The organism is Streptomyces sp. NPDC086787 (assembly GCF_044745865.1).
Lineage (GTDB): Bacteria > Actinomycetota > Actinomycetes > Streptomycetales > Streptomycetaceae > Streptomyces.
Genome location: NZ_JBIVBC010000019.1, coordinates 68697 through 86876, shown reverse-complemented (window position 1 = coordinate 86876; position 18180 = coordinate 68697). Strand labels below are relative to the sequence as shown.

At 68.9% G+C, this 18180-nt stretch carries 14 protein-coding genes and 3 pseudogenes; 8 read left to right on the top strand and 9 right to left on the bottom strand.

Annotation, left to right across the window (positions count from 1 at the left end; all coding sequences use genetic code 11):
• Nucleotides 1–21: 21 nt before the first annotated feature.
• The 3 genes and pseudogenes from ACIPK3_RS30535 to ACIPK3_RS30525 form a co-directional block, all read right to left on the bottom strand.
• Nucleotides 22–344, bottom strand: a pseudogene (locus ACIPK3_RS30535) (IS30 family transposase); the annotation flags it as partial.
• Between the two features lie 479 nt (nt 345–823).
• Complete coding sequence (locus ACIPK3_RS30530) at nt 824–1663, bottom strand: RNA polymerase sigma factor SigF (protein ID WP_402574890.1); 840 nt, start codon at nt 1661–1663, stop codon at nt 824–826.
• Between the two features lie 503 nt (nt 1664–2166).
• The gene (locus tag ACIPK3_RS30525; protein WP_402574888.1) at nt 2167–2913 is read right to left on the bottom strand and encodes a TetR/AcrR family transcriptional regulator; all 747 of its coding nucleotides are present in this window, start codon (nt 2911–2913) and stop codon (nt 2167–2169) included.
• 122 nt (nt 2914–3035) lie between these two features.
• Between ACIPK3_RS30525 and ACIPK3_RS30520 the strand changes: the two genes are divergently transcribed.
• The 4 genes and pseudogenes from ACIPK3_RS30520 (at nt 3036) to ACIPK3_RS30505 (ending at nt 6923) form a co-directional block, all read left to right on the top strand.
• Nucleotides 3036–4538, top strand: a complete 1503-nt coding sequence (locus tag ACIPK3_RS30520; protein WP_402574886.1) for an APC family permease — start codon at nt 3036–3038, stop codon at nt 4536–4538.
• Between the two features lie 17 nt (nt 4539–4555).
• Nucleotides 4556–6187, top strand: a complete 1632-nt coding sequence (locus ACIPK3_RS30515; protein WP_402574884.1) for an amidohydrolase — start codon at nt 4556–4558, stop codon at nt 6185–6187.
• A 41-nt stretch (nt 6188–6228) separates the two neighbouring features.
• Nucleotides 6229–6496 (top strand): annotated as a pseudogene (locus ACIPK3_RS30510) (IS5/IS1182 family transposase); the annotation flags it as partial.
• Nucleotides 6497–6740: 244 nt separating this feature from the next.
• The gene (locus ACIPK3_RS30505) at nt 6741–6923 is read left to right on the top strand and encodes a hypothetical protein (RefSeq protein ID WP_402574882.1); all 183 of its coding nucleotides are present in this window, start codon (nt 6741–6743) and stop codon (nt 6921–6923) included.
• 283 nt (nt 6924–7206) lie between these two features.
• On the opposite strand, the gene ACIPK3_RS30500 is transcribed toward ACIPK3_RS30505, so the two are convergent.
• Nucleotides 7207–7362, bottom strand: a complete 156-nt coding sequence (locus ACIPK3_RS30500; RefSeq protein ID WP_402574880.1) for a hypothetical protein — start codon at nt 7360–7362, stop codon at nt 7207–7209.
• A gap of 89 nt (nt 7363–7451) precedes the next feature.
• On the opposite strand from ACIPK3_RS30500, the gene ACIPK3_RS30495 reads away from it, so the two are divergent.
• Entirely contained in the window at nt 7452–7688 is a 237-nt protein-coding gene (locus ACIPK3_RS30495) for a transposase (protein WP_402574878.1), read from the top strand.
• Between the two features lie 262 nt (nt 7689–7950).
• On the opposite strand, the pseudogene ACIPK3_RS30490 reads toward ACIPK3_RS30495, so the two are convergent.
• Nucleotides 7951–8178, bottom strand: a pseudogene (locus ACIPK3_RS30490) (transposase); the annotation flags it as partial.
• A gap of 214 nt (nt 8179–8392) precedes the next feature.
• On the opposite strand from ACIPK3_RS30490, the gene ACIPK3_RS30485 reads away from it, so the two are divergent.
• Nucleotides 8393–9358 carry a universal stress protein gene (locus ACIPK3_RS30485; RefSeq protein ID WP_402574876.1) on the top strand — a complete coding sequence of 322 codons (966 nt, stop codon included), beginning with the start codon at nt 8393–8395 and terminating at the stop codon, nt 9356–9358.
• Between the two features lie 183 nt (nt 9359–9541).
• Here ACIPK3_RS30485 and ACIPK3_RS30480 read toward each other — a convergent pair whose 3' ends face one another.
• From ACIPK3_RS30480 to ACIPK3_RS30470, 3 genes are all read right to left on the bottom strand, one after another.
• On the bottom strand, nt 9542–11995 hold the full coding sequence (locus tag ACIPK3_RS30480; protein WP_402574874.1) for a SpoIIE family protein phosphatase: 2454 nt from the start codon (nt 11993–11995) through the stop codon (nt 9542–9544).
• 137 nt (nt 11996–12132) lie between these two features.
• Nucleotides 12133–14562: a glycoside hydrolase family 65 protein gene (locus ACIPK3_RS30475; protein WP_402574872.1), complete on the bottom strand. Its 2430-nt coding sequence runs from the start codon at nt 14560–14562 to the stop codon at nt 12133–12135.
• Nucleotides 14563–14618: 56 nt separating this feature from the next.
• A complete protein-coding gene (locus ACIPK3_RS30470) occupies nt 14619–15494 on the bottom strand; it encodes a universal stress protein (protein WP_402574870.1) in 876 nt (291 codons plus the stop codon).
• A gap of 190 nt (nt 15495–15684) precedes the next feature.
• Here ACIPK3_RS30470 and ACIPK3_RS30465 point away from each other — a divergent pair, with 190 nt between their 5' ends.
• Nucleotides 15685–16365 carry a CBS domain-containing protein gene (locus ACIPK3_RS30465; RefSeq protein WP_402574869.1) on the top strand — a complete coding sequence of 227 codons (681 nt, stop codon included), beginning with the start codon at nt 15685–15687 and terminating at the stop codon, nt 16363–16365.
• 53 nt (nt 16366–16418) lie between these two features.
• Here the strand turns inward: ACIPK3_RS30465 and ACIPK3_RS30460 are convergent, their stop codons facing one another.
• Nucleotides 16419–17324, bottom strand: coding sequence for a pyridoxamine 5'-phosphate oxidase family protein (locus ACIPK3_RS30460; protein ID WP_402574867.1), 906 nt, complete (start codon nt 17322–17324; stop codon nt 16419–16421).
• A gap of 116 nt (nt 17325–17440) precedes the next feature.
• Between ACIPK3_RS30460 and ACIPK3_RS30455 the strand changes: the two genes are divergently transcribed.
• Nucleotides 17441–18115 (top strand): CBS domain-containing protein, encoded by a 675-nt coding sequence (locus ACIPK3_RS30455; protein ID WP_402574866.1) that lies wholly within the window; start codon nt 17441–17443, stop codon nt 18113–18115.
• The last annotated feature ends 65 nt before the right edge of the window (nt 18116–18180 follow it).

The window sequence follows — 18180 nt, the reverse complement described above, 5'->3', positions numbered from 1 at the left end:
TCCGGGGATTGCAACACGTGATCACTGACGTGTGGTGGCGAGCAGTTTAGACAGACGCTCGGCTGGGGTTTCCCAGCCGAGCGTCTTGCGTGGGCGGCTGTTGAGCTCGGCAGCGACTGCGTCGAGGTGGTCGCGCGTGTGGCCGGTCAGGCTCTGCTGCCCTGGGGGAAGTACTGCCGCAGGAGGCCGTTGGTGTTCTCGTTCGAACCTCGCTGCCAGGGGCTGCCGGGATCGCAGAAGTAGACCGGCACGTCCGTAGCGACACTGAAGGAGTGGTGTGCGGCCATCTCGGCGCCCTGGTCCCAGGTCAAGGACCGCTTCGGGTGGGGTGGCAGGGTCTGGACCGTGTCGGGTCCCACCTGCCGTAGTTCACTGTACTGTCGCAACCCGACCACTCGCACAACCGTGCCCGCGCTCAGCGGGGCTTGTGGCCCGAGGCCGCGGGAATCGCGCAGGGAGACTCCCGGGCCGCGACGGAGCCACCTCGCCCGGCACGGTGAAGCGTCAGTAGCCGAGACGACCCTGACGGAGAGAGTGGCCGGCGCCAAGCCGTTCTGCTCGGTGCTCAGCTCATCAGCGCACAACTTGACGCCGTCCCACTGCACCAACCGGACCTGGCCGGCGACCGGCAGGTCCGTGCCGGCCGCGAGGGCGGCACCATCGGCGACCTGCGCTTCTACCAGCTCAACGACACCACCCACAGTCTCCGCAACACGACACCCCCTGCGGGGCCCGGCCACCCAAAGGGTGGGTCGGCGTAGCCGGACTCGGCGAAGCAGCGCGATGTCCGCCGTGGAGCGGCGGACATCGCGTGTTCCGGTCTTCAGCTGGTGGCGAGCATGCCATCGCGCAGACGGCCGATGCAGCGGGAGAGCAGGCGAGACACGTGCATCTGGGAGATGCCCAGTTGTTCGCCGATCTGTGCCTGGGTGCGTTCTTCGACGAACCGCATGTGGATGATCTGCCGACTCCGGTCGTCGAGTTCGGCGATCAGCGGGGCGAGCGTATGGAAGTCCTCCACCAGTTCCAGGGCCTGGTCCTCAATGCCGAGGAAGTCCTGCAGGGCGCTCTCGCCGTCTTCGCCGCCGTTGATCGCGGCATCCAGGGAAGCGGAGTTGTAGCCGTTCGCGGCCAGGCGTGCCTCGTGGACCTCTTCCTCGGGCAGGCTCATCAGCTCCGAGAGCTCCCGGGCCGTGGGGGTACGGCCCAGTCGGCTGCTTAGTTCCTCCGTGGCACGGGCGAGCTGGACCCTCGCTTCTTGCAGACGGCGGGGCACGTGCACCGCCCAGGTGGTGTCGCGGAAGAACCGCTTGATCTCACCGACGATGTACGGGATGGCGAAGGAGGTGAACTCCACCTCCCGTGACAGCTCGAACCGGTCGATCGCCTTGATCAGACCGATCATGCCGACCTGGACGATGTCCTCCATCTCCTCCGGCCCGCGGCTGCGGAACCGGCCGGCCGCGAAGCGGACCAGGGTCATGTTCATCTCGATCAGCGTGTTACGGACGTAGCTGTACTCCCGTGTGCCCTCCTCCAGCGCCTGCAACTGGCCGAAGAACAGTCTGGAGAGTTCCCGGGCATCTCGGGGGGCGACCCGGGAAGGGTCTGTGACCTCGGGCAGAGGGCTGTTTTGCGTGTGTACTTCCGTCGTGCCCGTCATGGCGTGTCCCCTCCCAGGTACGCAGTCAACATCGGCTAGACCGTCAAGCGGCCGGGCGCCGATGCGTGAGTACCCCCTCTTCGGACGTCTATACCTGTCCTCACGGAAACGTGCGGCGAGCTGACGACGAGGCAGCATGGCTGGTCGGACCAGGGGTTCTCAGGCCCCTGGTCCGACGGGGAGGGCCGGGGGCGGGGCAGCGACGGGAGGTTGCGCGGGTTCCTACGCGCGAGCCGCGTGCCATCCTCGTGGTCAGACGCCCTTTTCGGGCCCCCGGAAGAACCCGGGCTTCTTCGGTGAGTACGACACCAGGAGGTTCTTCGTCTGCGGGTGGAACACATGTCACGCGGCTGACCAGCGGCACAGCCACTCGGGAAAGGGGGCGAGGGTCGTTGGTCCTGGAATGGCCCGGAGCTTGACCTGGTCCGGGGACGCGTATTCACGGAAGTGTGCGGAGGTGGTCAGTCGCAGTTGACATGTCGACTTCGTCGTTGTCAGCGGACTCATTTCCCCGGCTGGTGTGACCTCAGCCGTCCGTCGCCGCCTCCGGTCACGACGGAGAGCCGAGTCGCTGCCGCGCTCAGTAGCAGGTCCAGTGCGGCCGGATAGGAACTCTCCCGCATGGAGGCCACCAGATGTCGGGCGGTCGCCGCGATGTTGGGGTGGGTGTCGGCGTGCAGGCGGGCGTAGGTCGCCCGCCAGATCTCCGCCTCGGTCTCACGGGCGGACCTCGGCAGGGACAGGGAGGCGGAGTCCAGCGCGGCGAACGCCAGGGCCTGGTCGACGAATGCGTGGTAGATCCGTACTGCCTCGGCGTCGGGGAAACCGGCTCCGCGCAGCACGCCCAGACCGGCTTCCACGGCCTGGATCTCGTAGGCCCGCCCGGTCACCCGGTAGGAGCTGAGCACGGATGCCCGGGGATGCGCGAGGGCGCCCTCGTGCATGCGCAGGCCCAGTTCGCGCAGATCGGCGAGCCAGTCACCAGTGGGCCGCCAACCGCGCATGGTGCGGCCGATCAGTTCGTCGGCGACGGCGAGCATCAGGTCGTCGGTGTGCTGGAAGTAGCGGTACAGACTGCTGGGGTCGGCGCCGAGTGCCCGCCCCAGACGACGCACGGACAGGGCGTCGGTGCCATGCTCCTCGATCAGCCTGAGGGCTGTGGCGACGATCAATTCCGCGGACAGGACGACGCCCTGCTTCGTCGGACGCCTGCGTTGCCGAGCCGAGGGCTGGACGACGCGTTCACTCATGGAGCCTCCTCGGGTGTGCGGGAGACCTTATGACAACACCGTTGACCTGTGAAGAGCGTGGGCAGTTTCATGTGCGGTCACCGGGGCCGACCAGGCCCCCCGGTGCGAGCGGAGAGCTGGCCATGACGGAAGAGCCCAACGGTGTCGACCCACCTCAGCGGCAGGAGCTGCGCAAGTCTCTCGGTGTCGTGGACGGCGTCGCCGTCGCCGCGTCCAGCACGGCCGCGACCACCAGCATCGGCATCGGCCTCGGGGTCACGGCCGGAGTGGTCGGTCTCCATCTGCCGGCCATCATGCTGCTGGCGTTCCTGCCGATCCTCGGCATCGCGGGAGCCTTCTCCCGGCTGAACAAGGTCGAGCCCAACGCCGGCAACGGGTACGTGTGGGTGGGGCGTTCCCTCAGCCCGTGGCTGGGCTTCATGGTCGGCTGGGTGAACCTCACGGCGTCGGTCGCGTTCCTCGCCTACACCACGGCCGTCACCGGGTCGGCCATCCTGCAACTCGCAGGCGAGGCCGGACTGCACCGGGCAGCGGGGCTCGCGCTGGATCCGGGGTCGACGGCACAGTCGACGGCGGTGGGTATCGGGATCCTGATCGCCGTCACGCTGACCGCTGTGACGGGCATCCGCACCGCGGCGCGGTTGCAGAGCGGACTGCTCGTCTTCGAGTACGTCGTACTGCTCGGGTTCTGCGGCTACGGCATCGTCACCGGCCCGAACGGCTTCAGCCTCTCCTGGTTCGATCCCTTCGCCATCCCGTCGGCGTCGGGGCTCGCGCAGGGGATGCTGCTGTCCGTGTTCTGCTACTGGGGCTTCGAGGTCGCGTTCAGCGTCAACGAGGAGGTCCGTGACCCGGAGGACGCCTCCCGCGCCGGAACGATCACCCTGGTGACGATGCTGGCGCTGTTCCTGCTCGGCTCGGTCGCCTTCCAGCGAGTGTTGTCCGAGAAGGAACTGGCCGGTCACGGCGCCGAGGGCCTGGCGTACTTCGGAGACCGGCTGGCAGCACAGCCACTCGCCGCGCTGCCGCTGGTGGCCCTGATGTTCTCGGCCGTGGCCTCGCTCCAGGCCGGAGTGATTCCCACGGCGCGCGGCATGTTCGCGATGAGCCGGGACCGTACCGTCGGCCCGGTGTGGTCCAAGGTCAGCCCCCGGTACGGGACACCGGCGGCCGGTACGCTGCTGATCGGGGCGATCGCCACCGTGGTGGCCGCGCTCGCCCTGGTGATTCCGCGGCTGGCCGACATGATCACGGCCACCGTGAACGCTGTCGGCATCGTCGTCGCGCTGTCCTACGCGCTGACCGCGCTCGCCGCCGCCGTACGCTTCCGTTCCCTGCTGCGCACCGACCTCTGGCAGGGAGTGCGGGCCGTGGTACTGCCCACCCTGAGCGCCGTCGCGCTCCTGAGCCTCGGCGGCTATCTCGGCTGGTCTTTCTACACCTCCGTCGACCACCTGGAACTCAGCTCGGACAACGGCTGGTTCCTGCTGCTCATGCCACTGGCGATGATCGCGTCCGGCGTCGTCGCCGCCGCGTACGCCAAGTGGGTGCGCCGCTCCCCGTACTTCCGCACCGGCGAGGGAACGGACGCCGACGCGCCGCATCTGCTCGCAACCCCCAACTGATGGAAAGGAACGAGAACATGCACGCTGATCTCCTCTTCACCGGCGGCCCCGTCCTGACCCCCGAGGGACGCACGGCGAGTGCCGTGGCGGTGGCCGGGAACCGGATCGCCGCCGTCGGACACGACGAGCTGGGTGAACTGGCCGGGCCGCGCACCGAGGTGGTCGACCTCGCCGGACGGCTGCTGGTGCCCGGCTTCCAGGACGCCCACGTCCACCCCGTGCCCGCCGGCCTGGAACTCACCCAGTGCGATCTGACCGGGGCGCGCACCGCTGAGGAGACGCTGGACGCCGTGCGCGCGTACGCGGCCGCGCATCCGGAGCGGGAGTGGATCCTCGGCGGCGGCTGGTCGATGGAGGCGTTCGAGGGCGGTATACCGACGAGGGAGCTGCTGGACGCCCTCGTGCCCGACCGGCCGGTCTATCTTCCCAACCGCGACCACCACGGTGCCTGGGTCAACAGCCGTGCTCTGGAGCTCGCGGGCATCACCCGGGGCACACCCGACCCGGCCGACGGGCGGATCGACCGGGACGGCTCGGGAGACCCGAGCGGCACGCTCCAGGAAGGAGCGATGCTGCTCGTCGGCCGTCTCACTCCGTCGGCCACCGCCGCCGACCGGCTCGCCGCGCTGCTGTACGCCCAGAGCCATCTGCACGCGCTCGGTATCACGGCCTGGCAGGACGCGCTGGTCGGCGACTTCCTCGGCATGGATGACCCTTCCGACGCGTATCTGACGGCCGCCCGGGACGGCTCGCTCACCGCGCGGGTGGCCGGCGCCCTTTGGTGGGACAGGGAACGCGGCGCCGAGCAGATTCCCGAACTCGTCGAGCGCCGAAACGCACTGACGCACGGCCGGTTCCGGGCGGGCAGCGTGAAGCTGATGCTGGACGGGGTCGCGGAGACCGGGACGGCCGCGCTGCTGGAGCCCTACCTCGACAAGTGCGGCTGCGGGACGGCCAATCGGGGCACCAGCTTCATCGTCGTGAAGCAACTCATGGAATACGTAGCGGAGTTGGATGCCCTCGGCTTCCAGTGTCACTTCCACGCGCTGGGCGACCGGGCCGTACGCGACGCGCTGGACGCGATCGAGGCCGCGCGCGTCGCCAACGGGCCGAGCGACACCCGGCCGCATCTGGCGCATCTGCAGGTTGTCCATCCTGACGACGTACCGCGTTTTGCCCAACTCGGGGCCACCGCCAACATCCAGCCGCTGTGGGCGGCGCACGAGCCACAGATGGACGAACTGACGATTCCGTTCCTCGGGCCCGAACGCGCCGCCCGGCAGTACCCGTTCGGTGCGCTCCTGCGTACCGGGGCGCGGCTGGCCGCGGGCAGCGACTGGCCGGTGAGCAGCCCCGATCCGCTGCAGGGCATCCATGTCGCGGTGAACCGTGTGGAACCGGGCGGCGGCGGGCCGGTGTTCCTGCCCGGGGAGCGCCTCTCGCTCGCCGAGGCGTTCAGGGCCTACACGGCCGGATCAGCCTACGTGAACCGGTTGGACGATACGGGCCGGGTGGCGGTCGGAGCGCTGGCGGACCTGGTGGTACTGGACCGCGATCCGTTCGCGGGGTTGCCGGAGGAGATCGCGGAGGCCAAGGTCGAGCGCACCTATGTGGGAGGTGAGGCGGTGTACGTGGCCCATGAGGCGTGAGCGGTGGCACGCGGCACGGGCGGGCCACGGTGTAGATCAAGGGGGATCACACCGGCCGTTCACCTGTCGACCGTGCTCGCCCCGGCTCGAAGCACCACCTGATCGTCGACCGTCACGGGCCTCGCTCGCGGCCACGCTCCCCCGGCGGCAAGCGGCACGAGGTCACTCGGCTCCTGTCCCTGCTGGACGCCGTCCATCGATTCGGGGACGCCCCCGCCGCAAACCCCGGCGTGTGCACGCCGACCGGGCTGTGACTTCCACAAGTACTGCCGCCTGCTGCGCAAGCGCGGCATCAAACCCCTGATCGCCCTGATCGATCCCCCGGGTGAGGAGGGCTTGCTTAGTGGCCATGCGTCCCCCCGTCTCGCCGGTGGTCTTTGGCGGCGAGCGACATCGAGAAGCATGGCGCGCGTGCTGAGTGGGTAGCAGACCGGACAACAATTCAATCGGGTCGAGCCGTTACTGGCGGCGGCCCAGCTCCTGCAGTGCCGAGTCGGAGGAAGGACCCAAAGACGGGTCGTTGGTTCCGGCTTGCCTGAATCAGGAGACGAGTGTGGACATTGGCGATTGGGTTGTTGGCGTGGTCGCTGCCGTGACCGGCGCATCGGTGATCACGAGTCACGTGCTGAGCCAGATTCCGCCGTTGGCCAAGAAGGCTCAGCGCGCTCTTCGTGCAATCCGTGAACTGCGCGGAGAGATCCGTAAGGGCCGCGAGCAGTCGCAGAGCGAAGAGTGACCTCGCCGCTCACTCAGTTCCTGAGCCGACCGACCGCTGCGCCCAGCGCCGCTGCTGATAGTGGTCCTGGTCGGCGGATGCGGCACGTTGATCACCTCGGAGAGCGCAATCAGGACGGCCGCGATCTCCGGGATTCGTTTGTGGACCGCGGTGAGTGCTCGAAGGAACGCCGCGGTCTCATACCCCCGACCTGCGCTTATATCGCGGGTCGGGGGCACTTTCAGGACCGGGCCCTTTCTGGTCCCTCAGCTCTCCGGGTCCTGCCTCTGACTCGGGCGTGTTATCAGCGGGGGATCTTCGCTGTCGGTTTGCTGGTGGCGGTGCCGTCGCTGTGTCCTGTGCGGTGGGCGGTCACCTTCACGGTGATCGTCCTGCCGCGCTGGGCGGAGGTCAGTCCCAGCGAGGCCCCGGTGGCTTTCGTGATCGCCTTGTCGCCCACGTACCACGGGTAGGTGCACGACGTCGGGGTGGGCGTCCATGTGCCCGGGGCGGCCCTGAGCGGCCGTCGGGGCCCTGCCCTTGGCGATCGTGACAGCCGCCGAGGTGACGGCGGTCTGCCCGCCCGCCGCACGCAGCCTTCACCGTCGTCGTCTCGGGAGCGCGGGCACCCACGTAGCGATCGACATGTCGGCCACCTACCGCGCCGCGATCCGCCCCGGCCTGCCCGACGCCGTCATCGTGGTCGATCACCTTCGCATCGTGCAGCTCGCGAACAAGATGGTCTCCGCCGTGCGACGCCGCACCACCGCCGAGGTCCGCGACTGACGTGGACGGGCCACGGACCCGGAGTGGAAGGCCCGCCGCCTGTTACGCAACCGGGAGGACCTCACCGACGAGCAGTTCGCGAGCATGTGGAACGCACTGCTGAAGAGGGGCAGATCGGGCAGATGCCGCCGACCGCGTGAATTGCCAAAGAGCCCCTGCGCAACCTGCTCGCCCTGGCCCGCACCGGCGTCGACCGAAACCACCTCGGGCACGCCGACTGTAAGTTCCTGACCTGGTGCGCGGCCGGCGACATCCCCGAAGCGTGCCGCAAGTGCCGCCCGTCGGCGGCCTGCACCGCGTCGGGCAGGGGCCGGCGGATGGCCTCGGCGTAGGTCGCTGAGCCGTCAGGGCATACGACCTTGACGTCTGGATGCCCGCGTAACCACGCTTCCAGCGTGCCAGCCGTGCGGTCGGACCGCACGTCGATCGGCTCGTGGGTCTCGTCGATGATCACCACGGTGGCACAGCGGTGCCGCCGGCGCAGAGCGAAATGTCGACGCCGACGCGCTGGTGAGAAAACCCTGGGCTCCGCCGGCCCGGCCGCGTGGGGCGGCGGGCGAGCCCGTCCGGCGAAAGAATGGCATGGGACGGGCCACATGCAGGATCTTCGGCCTCTGCACGGAGGCTTGCTTGCTGGCCCCGGCCCTCGTGCGGCCGCGATGACGAGAGTGGGTGCGCCCCGTCCAAGCGTGACCGGGAGGGACATGGCCGAGGGCATTCACGGCGATGCCGAGCCCACTCGTTGCAGTCCATTACCCACGACCCATTACCCACGACGGCATGAGGCGGCAGGAGGAGACATGAAGAATACCGCTGTCAGCAATGAGGTGATCGTCGGGATCGATCCGCGCGAGCAGTCCGTCCCGGCGCTCGCCTGGGCGGTCGACGAGGCTGTCCGCAGGAGGTTGTCCCTCCGTCTGGTCGTCGCGGTACCACCTCTGCCTGGCGGGCAGCACATCGACGCACCCTGGCGTCGCACGATGCTCCGGCTGGAGGGCGAAGGCGCCCTTGCCGAGGCAGTCGCCACGGTACGGGCGCTGCATGCGGAAGTACCTCTGGCGACGGAACTGCTCGACGGCATGCCATCGGTGATGCTCTGCCAGAAAGCGGCGCAGGCCCGGATGGTCGTCGTCGGTTCTCGTCGGCTCAGCCGACCGGAGGAGCTGTTCAGTACGGGCTCGGTGGCGGTTCCGGTCAGTGCCCATGCGGACTGCCCGGTCGTCGTGGTCAGGGAGCCGCAGCACGCGGGGGAGCGGCATCCTCATCTCGTTGTGGGTGTCGACGGCAGCGAATCCTCCAGGGCCGCCGTGGGGTTCGCTGTAGAAGAGGCCGCGCTGCATGGCGCTTCCCTGCGCGCCGTGTGGGTGTGGCGGCGGCCCGTGGTGTCCTTCGGCGACGAAGCGGTGGGGCTTGAGGAACGGCACCGTATCCTGTCCGAGACCGTTGCGGGATGGGCGGACAAGTACCCGGATGTGGAGATCACCCGTGAGGTGCTGCGCGGCCATCCGGTGGAGGGACTGGCTCTCGCTTCGGTCGGCGCCCTTGTGGTTGTCGTCGGAAGGCACGGGCGCGGGGGGTACTCCGGGATGAGGCTGGGGTCGGTGGTTCATGGTCTGCTGCACCGGGCGGAGTGCCCGGTGATCACCGTGCCGGAGTCCCGGCACGGCTGAGTAGGGACTGGCCCGAAGAGTGAGCCGGAGTCCCACGGGAGAACTCACCGCATCCCAGGCCGCTGCACGGAACGGTAGCGCTCGTGGAGCGCAGACGCTGCTCGTACACCTCCCGCAGGGGGCCGGTACGGGACATACCAGCTTGGCATTTCAGAGATTCGCACTCATCTCGCCGGCTGTTGATCAGCTGTCCGGATTGGCAGGTAGGGCGTTGCCCAGGTGCGCCGGCAGCGGCTGTTCGGTCCAGATGGTCTTGCCGCGGTCGGTGTGGCGGGTGCCCCAGCGTTCGGTGAACTGGGCGACGAGCAGGAGTCCGCGTCCGCCCTCGTCGGTGGTCCGCGGGTGGCGTAGGTGGGGGGCGGCGCTGCTGCCGTCGGTGACCTCGCAGATCAGTGTGCTGTCTCGAATAAGTCGTACCTGGATGGTGCCCGGGGCATACCGGATCGCGTTGGTGACCAGTTCGCTGACGATCAGCTCCGTGGTGAACGCGAGGTCGGACAGCCCCCAGTTGGTGAGCTGACGGTCGGTCAGGGTGCGGGCGGTGGCCACGATCGCGGGATCGCTGGGAAACGTCCAGGAAGCGACCTGGTCGTCGCGCAGAACACAGGTCCGGGCGAGGAGGAGCGTTACGTCCTCAGGGGCTCGTCCGGACAACTGCGAGTAGATCACCGCGTCGCACGCCTCTTTCGTGCCCGCATGCTGCTGGGCCAGGATGTGCCCCAATCGCGTGACTCCCGCATCTTCATCCGGCAGGCGGACCAGCCCCTCGGAGTACAGGGCGATCAGAGTTCCTTCTGGCAGGTGTGTCTCCCACGTATCGAAAGGCAGCCCGTCGGCGCCCAGCGGCGGTCCGGCGGGTGCGTCGGCCGGCGCCACGTGCCCGTCGGGGTGGGCGAGAAGCGGGACGGGATGCCCGGCGCGAGCCACGATCAGCTGTCGGTCCACCGGGTTGTAGACCGCGTAGGCGCAGGTGGCGACAGTGGGCTGCACGTCCAGCGGGTCGTTGGCCGCAGCCAGACGATTCTCCCCGGCGAGCCGGATCATCAGGTCGTCCAGGTGGGCGAGCAACTCGTCGGCGGCCAGGTCCAACGAGGCCAGGCTGTGGGTCGCGGCGCGCAGCCTGCCCATGGTGGCCACGGCACGCATGCCGTGCCCGGCCACCTCCCCGACCATCAGCGCGACTCGTGCGCCGGACAGCGGGATGACGTCGTACCAGGGCACGTTGTTCCAGGGGCCGCCGACCTGTCCCGGCAGATAGCTGAACGCCGCGTCGACGGCATTCTGGGTAGGCAGCCGGCCCGGCAGCAGGCTGTTCTGCAGGACGAGGGCGGCAGCGCGCTCGCGTGTGTAGCGGCGGGCGTTGTCCAGGCCCAGGGCGGTGTGCGCGGCGAGTTCGCCGACAATCGTCAGGTCGTCCTCGTCGAATGGCTCGGACGTCACGGAACGGTAGAAGCTGACCACTCCGTGCACAACGCCGCGGGCTGCTATCGGTACGATCATCATCGAGTGCACCCGCGCGGCGCGCATGCGGCTCGCTCGGAGCGGATCGTGCGCCAACCAAGTGCTGTTCTCGTCGACCTTCCGGATCAGACGGGGCCGTAGATCAGCCAGGCATTGGGTGAGCGGTGTCGGGAAGCCGTACGAGGCCTTGTCTCCGGTGGCATATGCGGGCTGAAGGCCGGAGTCCTCCGTCGCGCGGAACGCGGTGCGCCGGAAGGTGACCTCGGAGGGAACGGGTCCGGGTTCGGGCGCCTCGCCCCGGTAGACGGAATCGAGCAGGTCCACGCTGACAGCGTCGGCCACGCGGCCCACTACGGTCTCGGCAAGTTCCTCCGCGGTACGGGCCAGGTCCAGAGTCGTGCCGATGTGCATGCTGGCGTCATTGAGGAGTTCGACGCGCGCCCGGTATCGGTCGCGCTCCGTGACGTCAATTACCAGGGTCGCCACGCCCAGGGGTTCTCCAGCGCGATTGAGTAGCCGGAACGCCGACATGGAGAACATGTGTTCCCTGTGGGGATCGGCGGGCGGATACCCCGGCTGGACGAAGTCGATGACCGGCTCTCCAGTACTCAGAACGTGCCGCAGCAAGTGCTCGACGGTGTCGGTCACCACGGTGGGCGCGATCTCGCGGGCCGGTCTCCCGATGACATCCTCGGTACGTACGTTCCGCATGCCGGGTGACGCGGTGTTGAACCGCACCACCCGTAGGTCGGTGTCAAGGACGTGCAGTCCAATCGGTGACTCGGTAACGAGCGCGTCCAGCACCGCCCGGTCGAAGTCACCCGGATCCGTACCGCGCGTCGGGGAGAGGAACACCGCCCAGGTCACCAGTCCTGTGTGGTCGACGTGCGGGCACATCCACCACTCGGCGTCGACCGGCAGACCGGACCTGTCGTTGAGCCGCACCCGAAAGCCGCCGTTGACAAGCGGTGCGTGCGGATGCCAGACCTCCTCGTGCGGTTCCGGCCGGACCAGGAGGGATGACAGCGGTCGGCCCACCATCTCCTCGGCCCGGTGGCCGAGCAGTGTCTCGGCCCCCACGCTCCACTCTGTGATCACCCCGTCGGCATCCAGGAGGACCCTGATCGGCGAGGTCGAGGGCACGCTACCGCCCGGCTTCTTGCCTGAAGTGGTCATGGCCACCCTCCCGGCCCCGGAGGTCTGCGGCGTACGCGCCGCAGGTACCGCCCTATCGCGGACCAGAACCGGCGCCACACCTTCAGGGTGGCAGGCGATCGGGCAGCCCGGCATCTCGAGTTCTCCGGGGCACGAGGTCAGCCCTGACGCGACGAGCGGTCCGGGGCGATGTCCGGCACGACAAGTGAGCAGGTTTCCCCAGGCGCGATGGTCACCGCCCGATCGGTCAGCATCACGCGAATCGGGGACTCGTCCGAGTCCGGCACACTGATCTCCAGCAGCCCGCTCCGTCGGCGCACGCCGACGCCCCAGTGACCGCGGTAGTGCATCGTGAACCCGTACTCGGAGAGAGCGGGAAGAGGCACCGGGTCCAGCCACAGGGCGTCCTCTCGCGTCTCCAGCCCCGTCAGGCCACGCTGAACCAGGTCCAGCGTCCCTGCCATGGCCCCGAGGTGGATGCCTTCCCCTGTGGTGCCGCCCTGGATGTCGGCGATGTCAGCTTCCAGGGCTTCGTGAACGTACTGCCATGCCTCGGCCCGTCTGGCTCTGGCGAGGACCAGGCCATGGACGAGTCCGCTGAGAGTGGATCCATGGCTGGTGCGCTGCAGATAGTGGTCCACCGTTTTCCGCCAGACGTCCTCGTCCAAGTCGTACCCGAGACGCCGGAACAGAGCCCGCAGTTCGGAGGGTGAGAACAGGTAGCCGAGCATGAGGACGTCTGCCTGCTTGGACGCTTTGTAGCGGTTGACCGAGTCGCCCTCGGCCTCCAGGATCCGGTCCAGTCGGCGGATGGTGCTGTAGCGCGCGCGGTAGGCCTCCCAGTCCAGCTCCGTGAGTTCGTCGTAGCCCTCGAACTGGCTGATGACCCCCTGGTGGAACGGCACTCGCAACCGGCGGGAGACCTCTTCCCACTTCGGCAGCTCGTCGGGGTTCAGCCGGAGCCGGTCGAACAGTTCCCCGCGACGCCATGCGGGAAGGCGCCGCACGAGTTCCAGGGCGCGGGTGAGGACCCAGGCGGCGGAGACGTTGGTGTAGGCGTTGTCGTCCAGTCCTGGCACGACGGCCCCCGGGTAGCTGTCGTGGTACTCGTCGGGGCCGACGACACCGCGGATCCGATAGCGGTCTGTGTCGGGGTCGTGGACGGCGAGGTCCGCCCAGAAGCGCGCGATCTGCAGCAGCATCTCCGCGCCCCTCGTGTGGAGGTACTCGGTGTCGCCGGTGACCTCGCAGTACTGCCAGACGTTGTAGGCGATCGCCGAGCCCACGTGGTGCTGGAGGCTGGAGTGGTCGGGCAGCCAGCGGCCCGACGCGGGGTTGAGATGCCATTCCTGGGATTCCTCTCGGCCGTCGCTGCCGCTCTGCCACGGGTACATCGCCCCGGACCGACCGGTCGTGGTCGCCGCTCGGCAGGCTCGCGTGAGGCGCCGATAGCGGTAGTTCAACAGCGACCGGGAGACTTCCGGGAAGTGCAAGTTGAGGTACGGGAGAACGAACAGCTCGTCCCAGAAGACATGACCCCGGTAGGCCTCCCCGTGCAGGCCCCGGGCGGGAACTCCCACGTCCAGGTCCGCGGTGTTGGGTGACAGCGTCTGCAGGACGTGGAAGAGGTGGAAACGCAGGATCCGGCCGGCTTCACCGGGCACCTGGATGTTTGCGCGCCGCCACAGCCGCTCCCACGCGGCAGCATGGGAGTCCAGGAGGGTGGGGAAGTCCGGCGCTGTGGTCACCCGGTCGACCGCTTCGGTGAGCGGGTCACTGATCGCCGTGTCCCGCGAGGTGTGGAGCGCCACGGTCTTGTCCACGGTGACTCGTCGGCCCGGCGAGACCGGGATCACCAGACGGTGGACCGCGCGTTGGCGGGCCGGACGAAGCACCGACGAGACCTGATCCTCGTCGGGGAGGATCCTCGTTCGCGCGGCCAGGGCGACGGAGATGTCCGATGCGCTGGTCCGGCAGGTCAGCCAGACCGTGTGGGGCTCGTGGGCACCGGTGCGCACATGGGTCACATGGTGGTGGCCGAGGGCGCGGTATCGGTGCACGTTACCGTTGATCACCTCGCCGTCGATGGAACTTTCGATCTCGATCTCGCCGGACCAGTCCTCGGCCGTGATGACCGTGCGCAGCGCTGCCAGGTGAGGGTCTCCCATATGCACCAGGCGGATCTGCTCGACCCTGAGCATGCCCCTCTCGTCCATGCGGTGCCGGAAGGCCCGGGTGAGCGTGCCTCGGCGCAGATCCAAGGTGTGCCTGTGGTCCAGGAGGGTGTGCGTGCCGGGGGAGAGCCACGGGCCCCACGCTCCCGCGGTGGGGCGCAGGCGGAATCGCAGAAGCAGCCAATTCGGGAGGTTGACCAGATCCTCGTTCACCACCTGCCGCCCCGCCAAGGTTGACTCCAGACGGTTGTAGCAGCCGGCCACATAGGTCGCCGGGTAGTGCTGCAAGCCGGCCCGTCGCTCGGGCAGCGCGCCCCGAGTGGCGAAGTAACCGTTTCCGAGGGTGCAGAGCGATTCACGCAGACGCTCGGCGGTGGGGTCGTAGCCCGTCCAATCCCATGTCCACTCCGACATCCGCCCCCCTTCCCTCTCCTCCTGAGGCTCTGGAAGCCAAGGTGCGCGGGCGAGTCTCAGACCGGTTGCGGAACGACGGCGACCGGACAGTCCGAGAGGTGCAGGAGGGCGTGGGCGACCCTCCCGAGCTGCAGACCGAAGTGTCCGTGTCGTCGCTGGGCGCCGACGACGACCATGTCGGCCTCGGCCGACGCTTTAAGCAGGAGCCGGTGGGCGGGACCTTCGAGCGGCTGACGTCGGACATCGACCGGGGGGTGCTCTCCCACGGACTCGCGCAGTGCGTCGTCGAGGCCGGTGGAAGCCCGCTCCTCGCGCAGCCTGGCAGCGTCGTCGGCGATCAACATGTGGTCCACGGGTTCCTGCGACGGGTTGCGCCAGGCCCGAACGGCGGTAAGGGCGCAGCCTCGTACCCCGGCCTCGCGGACAGCGAACCGTACCGCCGCCGCGCTGCCGGTGGCGTCACCGACACCCACGACGATGCGACCGAGGGCTCCCCGGCGGTTGGGCTCCGCGCCTCGGACCACGACGACCGGGCAGACGGCACGGGCCGCGACCGCAAGGCTTACGGACCCCAGGAGCATCCCGGCGATCTCGCCCCGCCCGCGTGACCCCGTGACCAGAGCGAACGCCTCGGGGCCCGCCCGTAGTAGTGCGGACACGGGGTCCTCGGCCAGTGCCTCGCCCGAGACCTTCACCTCGGGATGGCGGCGGCGTGCCCGTTCCATGCCGGACGCGACGATGTGCTCGGCCATGACATCCGCGGCCGGGCGGTCCGTACTGAAGCTCGGCTGGGCTCCCTCGTACATCTCCCAGAGGGAGGCGTGGACGAGGCGAAGGGGCAGCCCGTGCCGTAGCGCCTCGTCCGCGGCCCAGTCGACCGCCGTCAGACTGGAGTCCGATCCGTCGACGCCCACGACCAGTGGGAGGTCCATCGCCGTCACCGCCTTTGCCGCCCGGTGGCCGAGAGCCCGCTGTGAATACCGTCTCACCGCCTGCTCGTCGCCGCGACACACCACCGGTCGGACTGGTCTGTGCCCGGCCGGTTTGCGGTGTGTGCGCTCGCCGTGATGCTGGAGGCAGGGGTCGGGCCTGCCGCCTCCGGAACCTCTCAAGGACCAGGACATGGCCGTCGCCGTTCTGCACATCGTGAGCGATGTGATGACCTCGGCAGCTGTCACCGTCGGGCGCGAAGCCCGCTTCAAGGAGATCGTGCGGCTCATGGACGAGCGTCATGTGAGTGCCGTGCCGGTCGTCGGTGGCGAAGGGCGGGTCGTCGGTGTGGTGTCCGAGGCCGATCTGCTGCCCAAGGAGGAGTTTCGGGACCGTGAGCCGACCGGCTTCGAGCGGTTCCAACGCCGGGCCGACCTGACCAGGGCGAAGGGCATGACCGCCGAGGAGGTGATGAGCACGCCCGCAGTCACGGTCCGACCGGACGACACTCTCGCCCGGGCGGCTCGCCTGATGGCTGTGCATCACGTCAAGCGTTTGCCTGTGGTCGACGACGTGGATCGACTGTGTGGGGTCGTCAGCCGTGGCGACCTGTTGAAGGTGTTCCTGCGGTCCGACGAGGACATCGAGGAAGAGGTCCGCCGCACGGTGGTGTCCTACCTGTTCCCGATGCACGCTCATGCCATCCACGTGTCCGTGCGGGACGGCGTCGTCACCCTCCGCGGGCCCGTCCATGACACTTCGCTCATCTGGGTCGCCGAGTGCCTCGTCCGCGGGCTGGAGGGCGTGGTGGGTGTCGAGTCGCGACTCAGAGGAGAGGAAATCGGCCCGGTCGGCCCCTGCCCGGCAGAATGATCCCCTGCCCGCCGCGGGTGTGCGTGGGCGCTCCGGCTCACTTCGGTGGCTGCCTACCGATCAGCCGGAGTGATCCGGCGGCCCGTCAGGCTCGTCGGCCTGACCGACACCCAGATCTCACGTTCACCGCCGGCCCAGGGGGTGGTGTGCGCGTGCCGGGTGAGCCTGCGCACGGCCTCCGGCTCCGTCACCACACTTGCGGGGCCGACGGCGAGTACGCTCCAGCCCTGGCTCAGGGCGTCGTCCACGTGGTCGACCTCGAAGGCGACCTCCGTCTCCGCCGCCTCTGCTGCTACGGAACCGGGCGCGGTCCGGAAGACGATGGCGTCGTCGACGAACTCGTAGTTGACCGGGACGACCGCCGGGCGACCGTCGGACGCCGACACCGAAACGCGCCCCACGCCGTGCGTGGACAGAAGGGTTCGGCACTCCTCCGGCTCCAGGTCTCGCAGCTGAGGGTGGAGCAGGGCAATGCCCTGGCCGGGTGGGAGATCCATGCCCCCGCCACGGAGTGCTGCGACAGTGGTGCCCAGGACGTCCGCGAGCCTGATGAGAGTCGACAGACTCGGGTCGGCGGGACTTTCCTCCAGATATGCGAGGTAGTCGGGCGACATCCGGGCGCGGTCGGCTGTCACCTCCCGGCTGAGCCCGCACCTGCGGCGTTCGACGGCCACGCGTCGGCCGATGTCACCAGGATTGGTGGCTCGGGTCGGACGGGCGGTGGCGAACACCTTCTCCGTCTGCCCCTCGCGTGCGGACACGGGCTGTTCGTGTTCAAGATGGCGGATGTGGGCGTCGGGCCCGGGGAACACGAGAGTCACTTCGTCCGTGTCCGACCAGCGCACATCGTAGGGAGGCGTTCCGTCCTCGTGGCGGAGTCCGACGATCTCGCCGTCGCGCCTGGCGGCGCCGGTCGCCGGACTGTCGACGACGAGTTGATCGCCGAGGTGAGCTCGCATGATCGCCGTCCTCTCCTCAGAATGGTGCTGTATCCAACCTGCCACGCGGACCAGACCGCCGCACCGGGCGCCTGCCCCGTCTCCGCGAGGTGGGCGGCCCGTTTCCGGGAGGCGACATGCACCACCGAACGGTCGATGAGCTCATGAGCCGCGACGTCGTCCGGGCACGGCGTGACACGCCGTTCAAGGAGCTCGTCAGACTGCTGGAGGAGAACGACGTCACCGCCGTGCCCGTGGTGGACGAACTGGATCGACCTCTGGGTGTGGTGTCCGAGGCCGACCTGCTCCGCAAGAGTGCCGACCGGGCCGACCCCTCGGGCAGGACACCCATCCCGCACCTGGAGGCCTGGGAACGGGCCAAGGCCGAGGGCTCCCGCGCCGAGGAACTGATGTCCGCTCCCGCAGTGTGCGCACGTCCGGAGTGGACCATGGTCGAGGCCGCCCGCCTCATGGAGGCCCAGAACGTCAAACGACTGCCTGTGGTGGACGAGACGGACCGGCTCCTCGGCATCGTCAGTCGCGGCGATCTGCTGCGGATCTTCCTCCGCCGTGACGAGGCCATCCGCGAAGAGATCACGGGCGACCTGCTGCGGCGCACCTTGGGACTCGACCCACGGGATGTGAGCGCGGAGGTGCGCGACGGGCGGGTGACCCTGGCCGGCACCGTCGAGTACCGGAGTCTGATCCCCGTCGTCGAGCAGTTGTGCCGTGGCGTCGATGGCGTGGTGTCGGTCTCCGGGAATCTCTCCTACCGGAAGGACGACTCCCGGGAGGCGTCCACCGACACCTGAGTGAGGGCCGGTCGGACCCTCAGCCCGGCCCGGGTGGCGAGTGCAGGCGCTGTCACCTGCTTGTC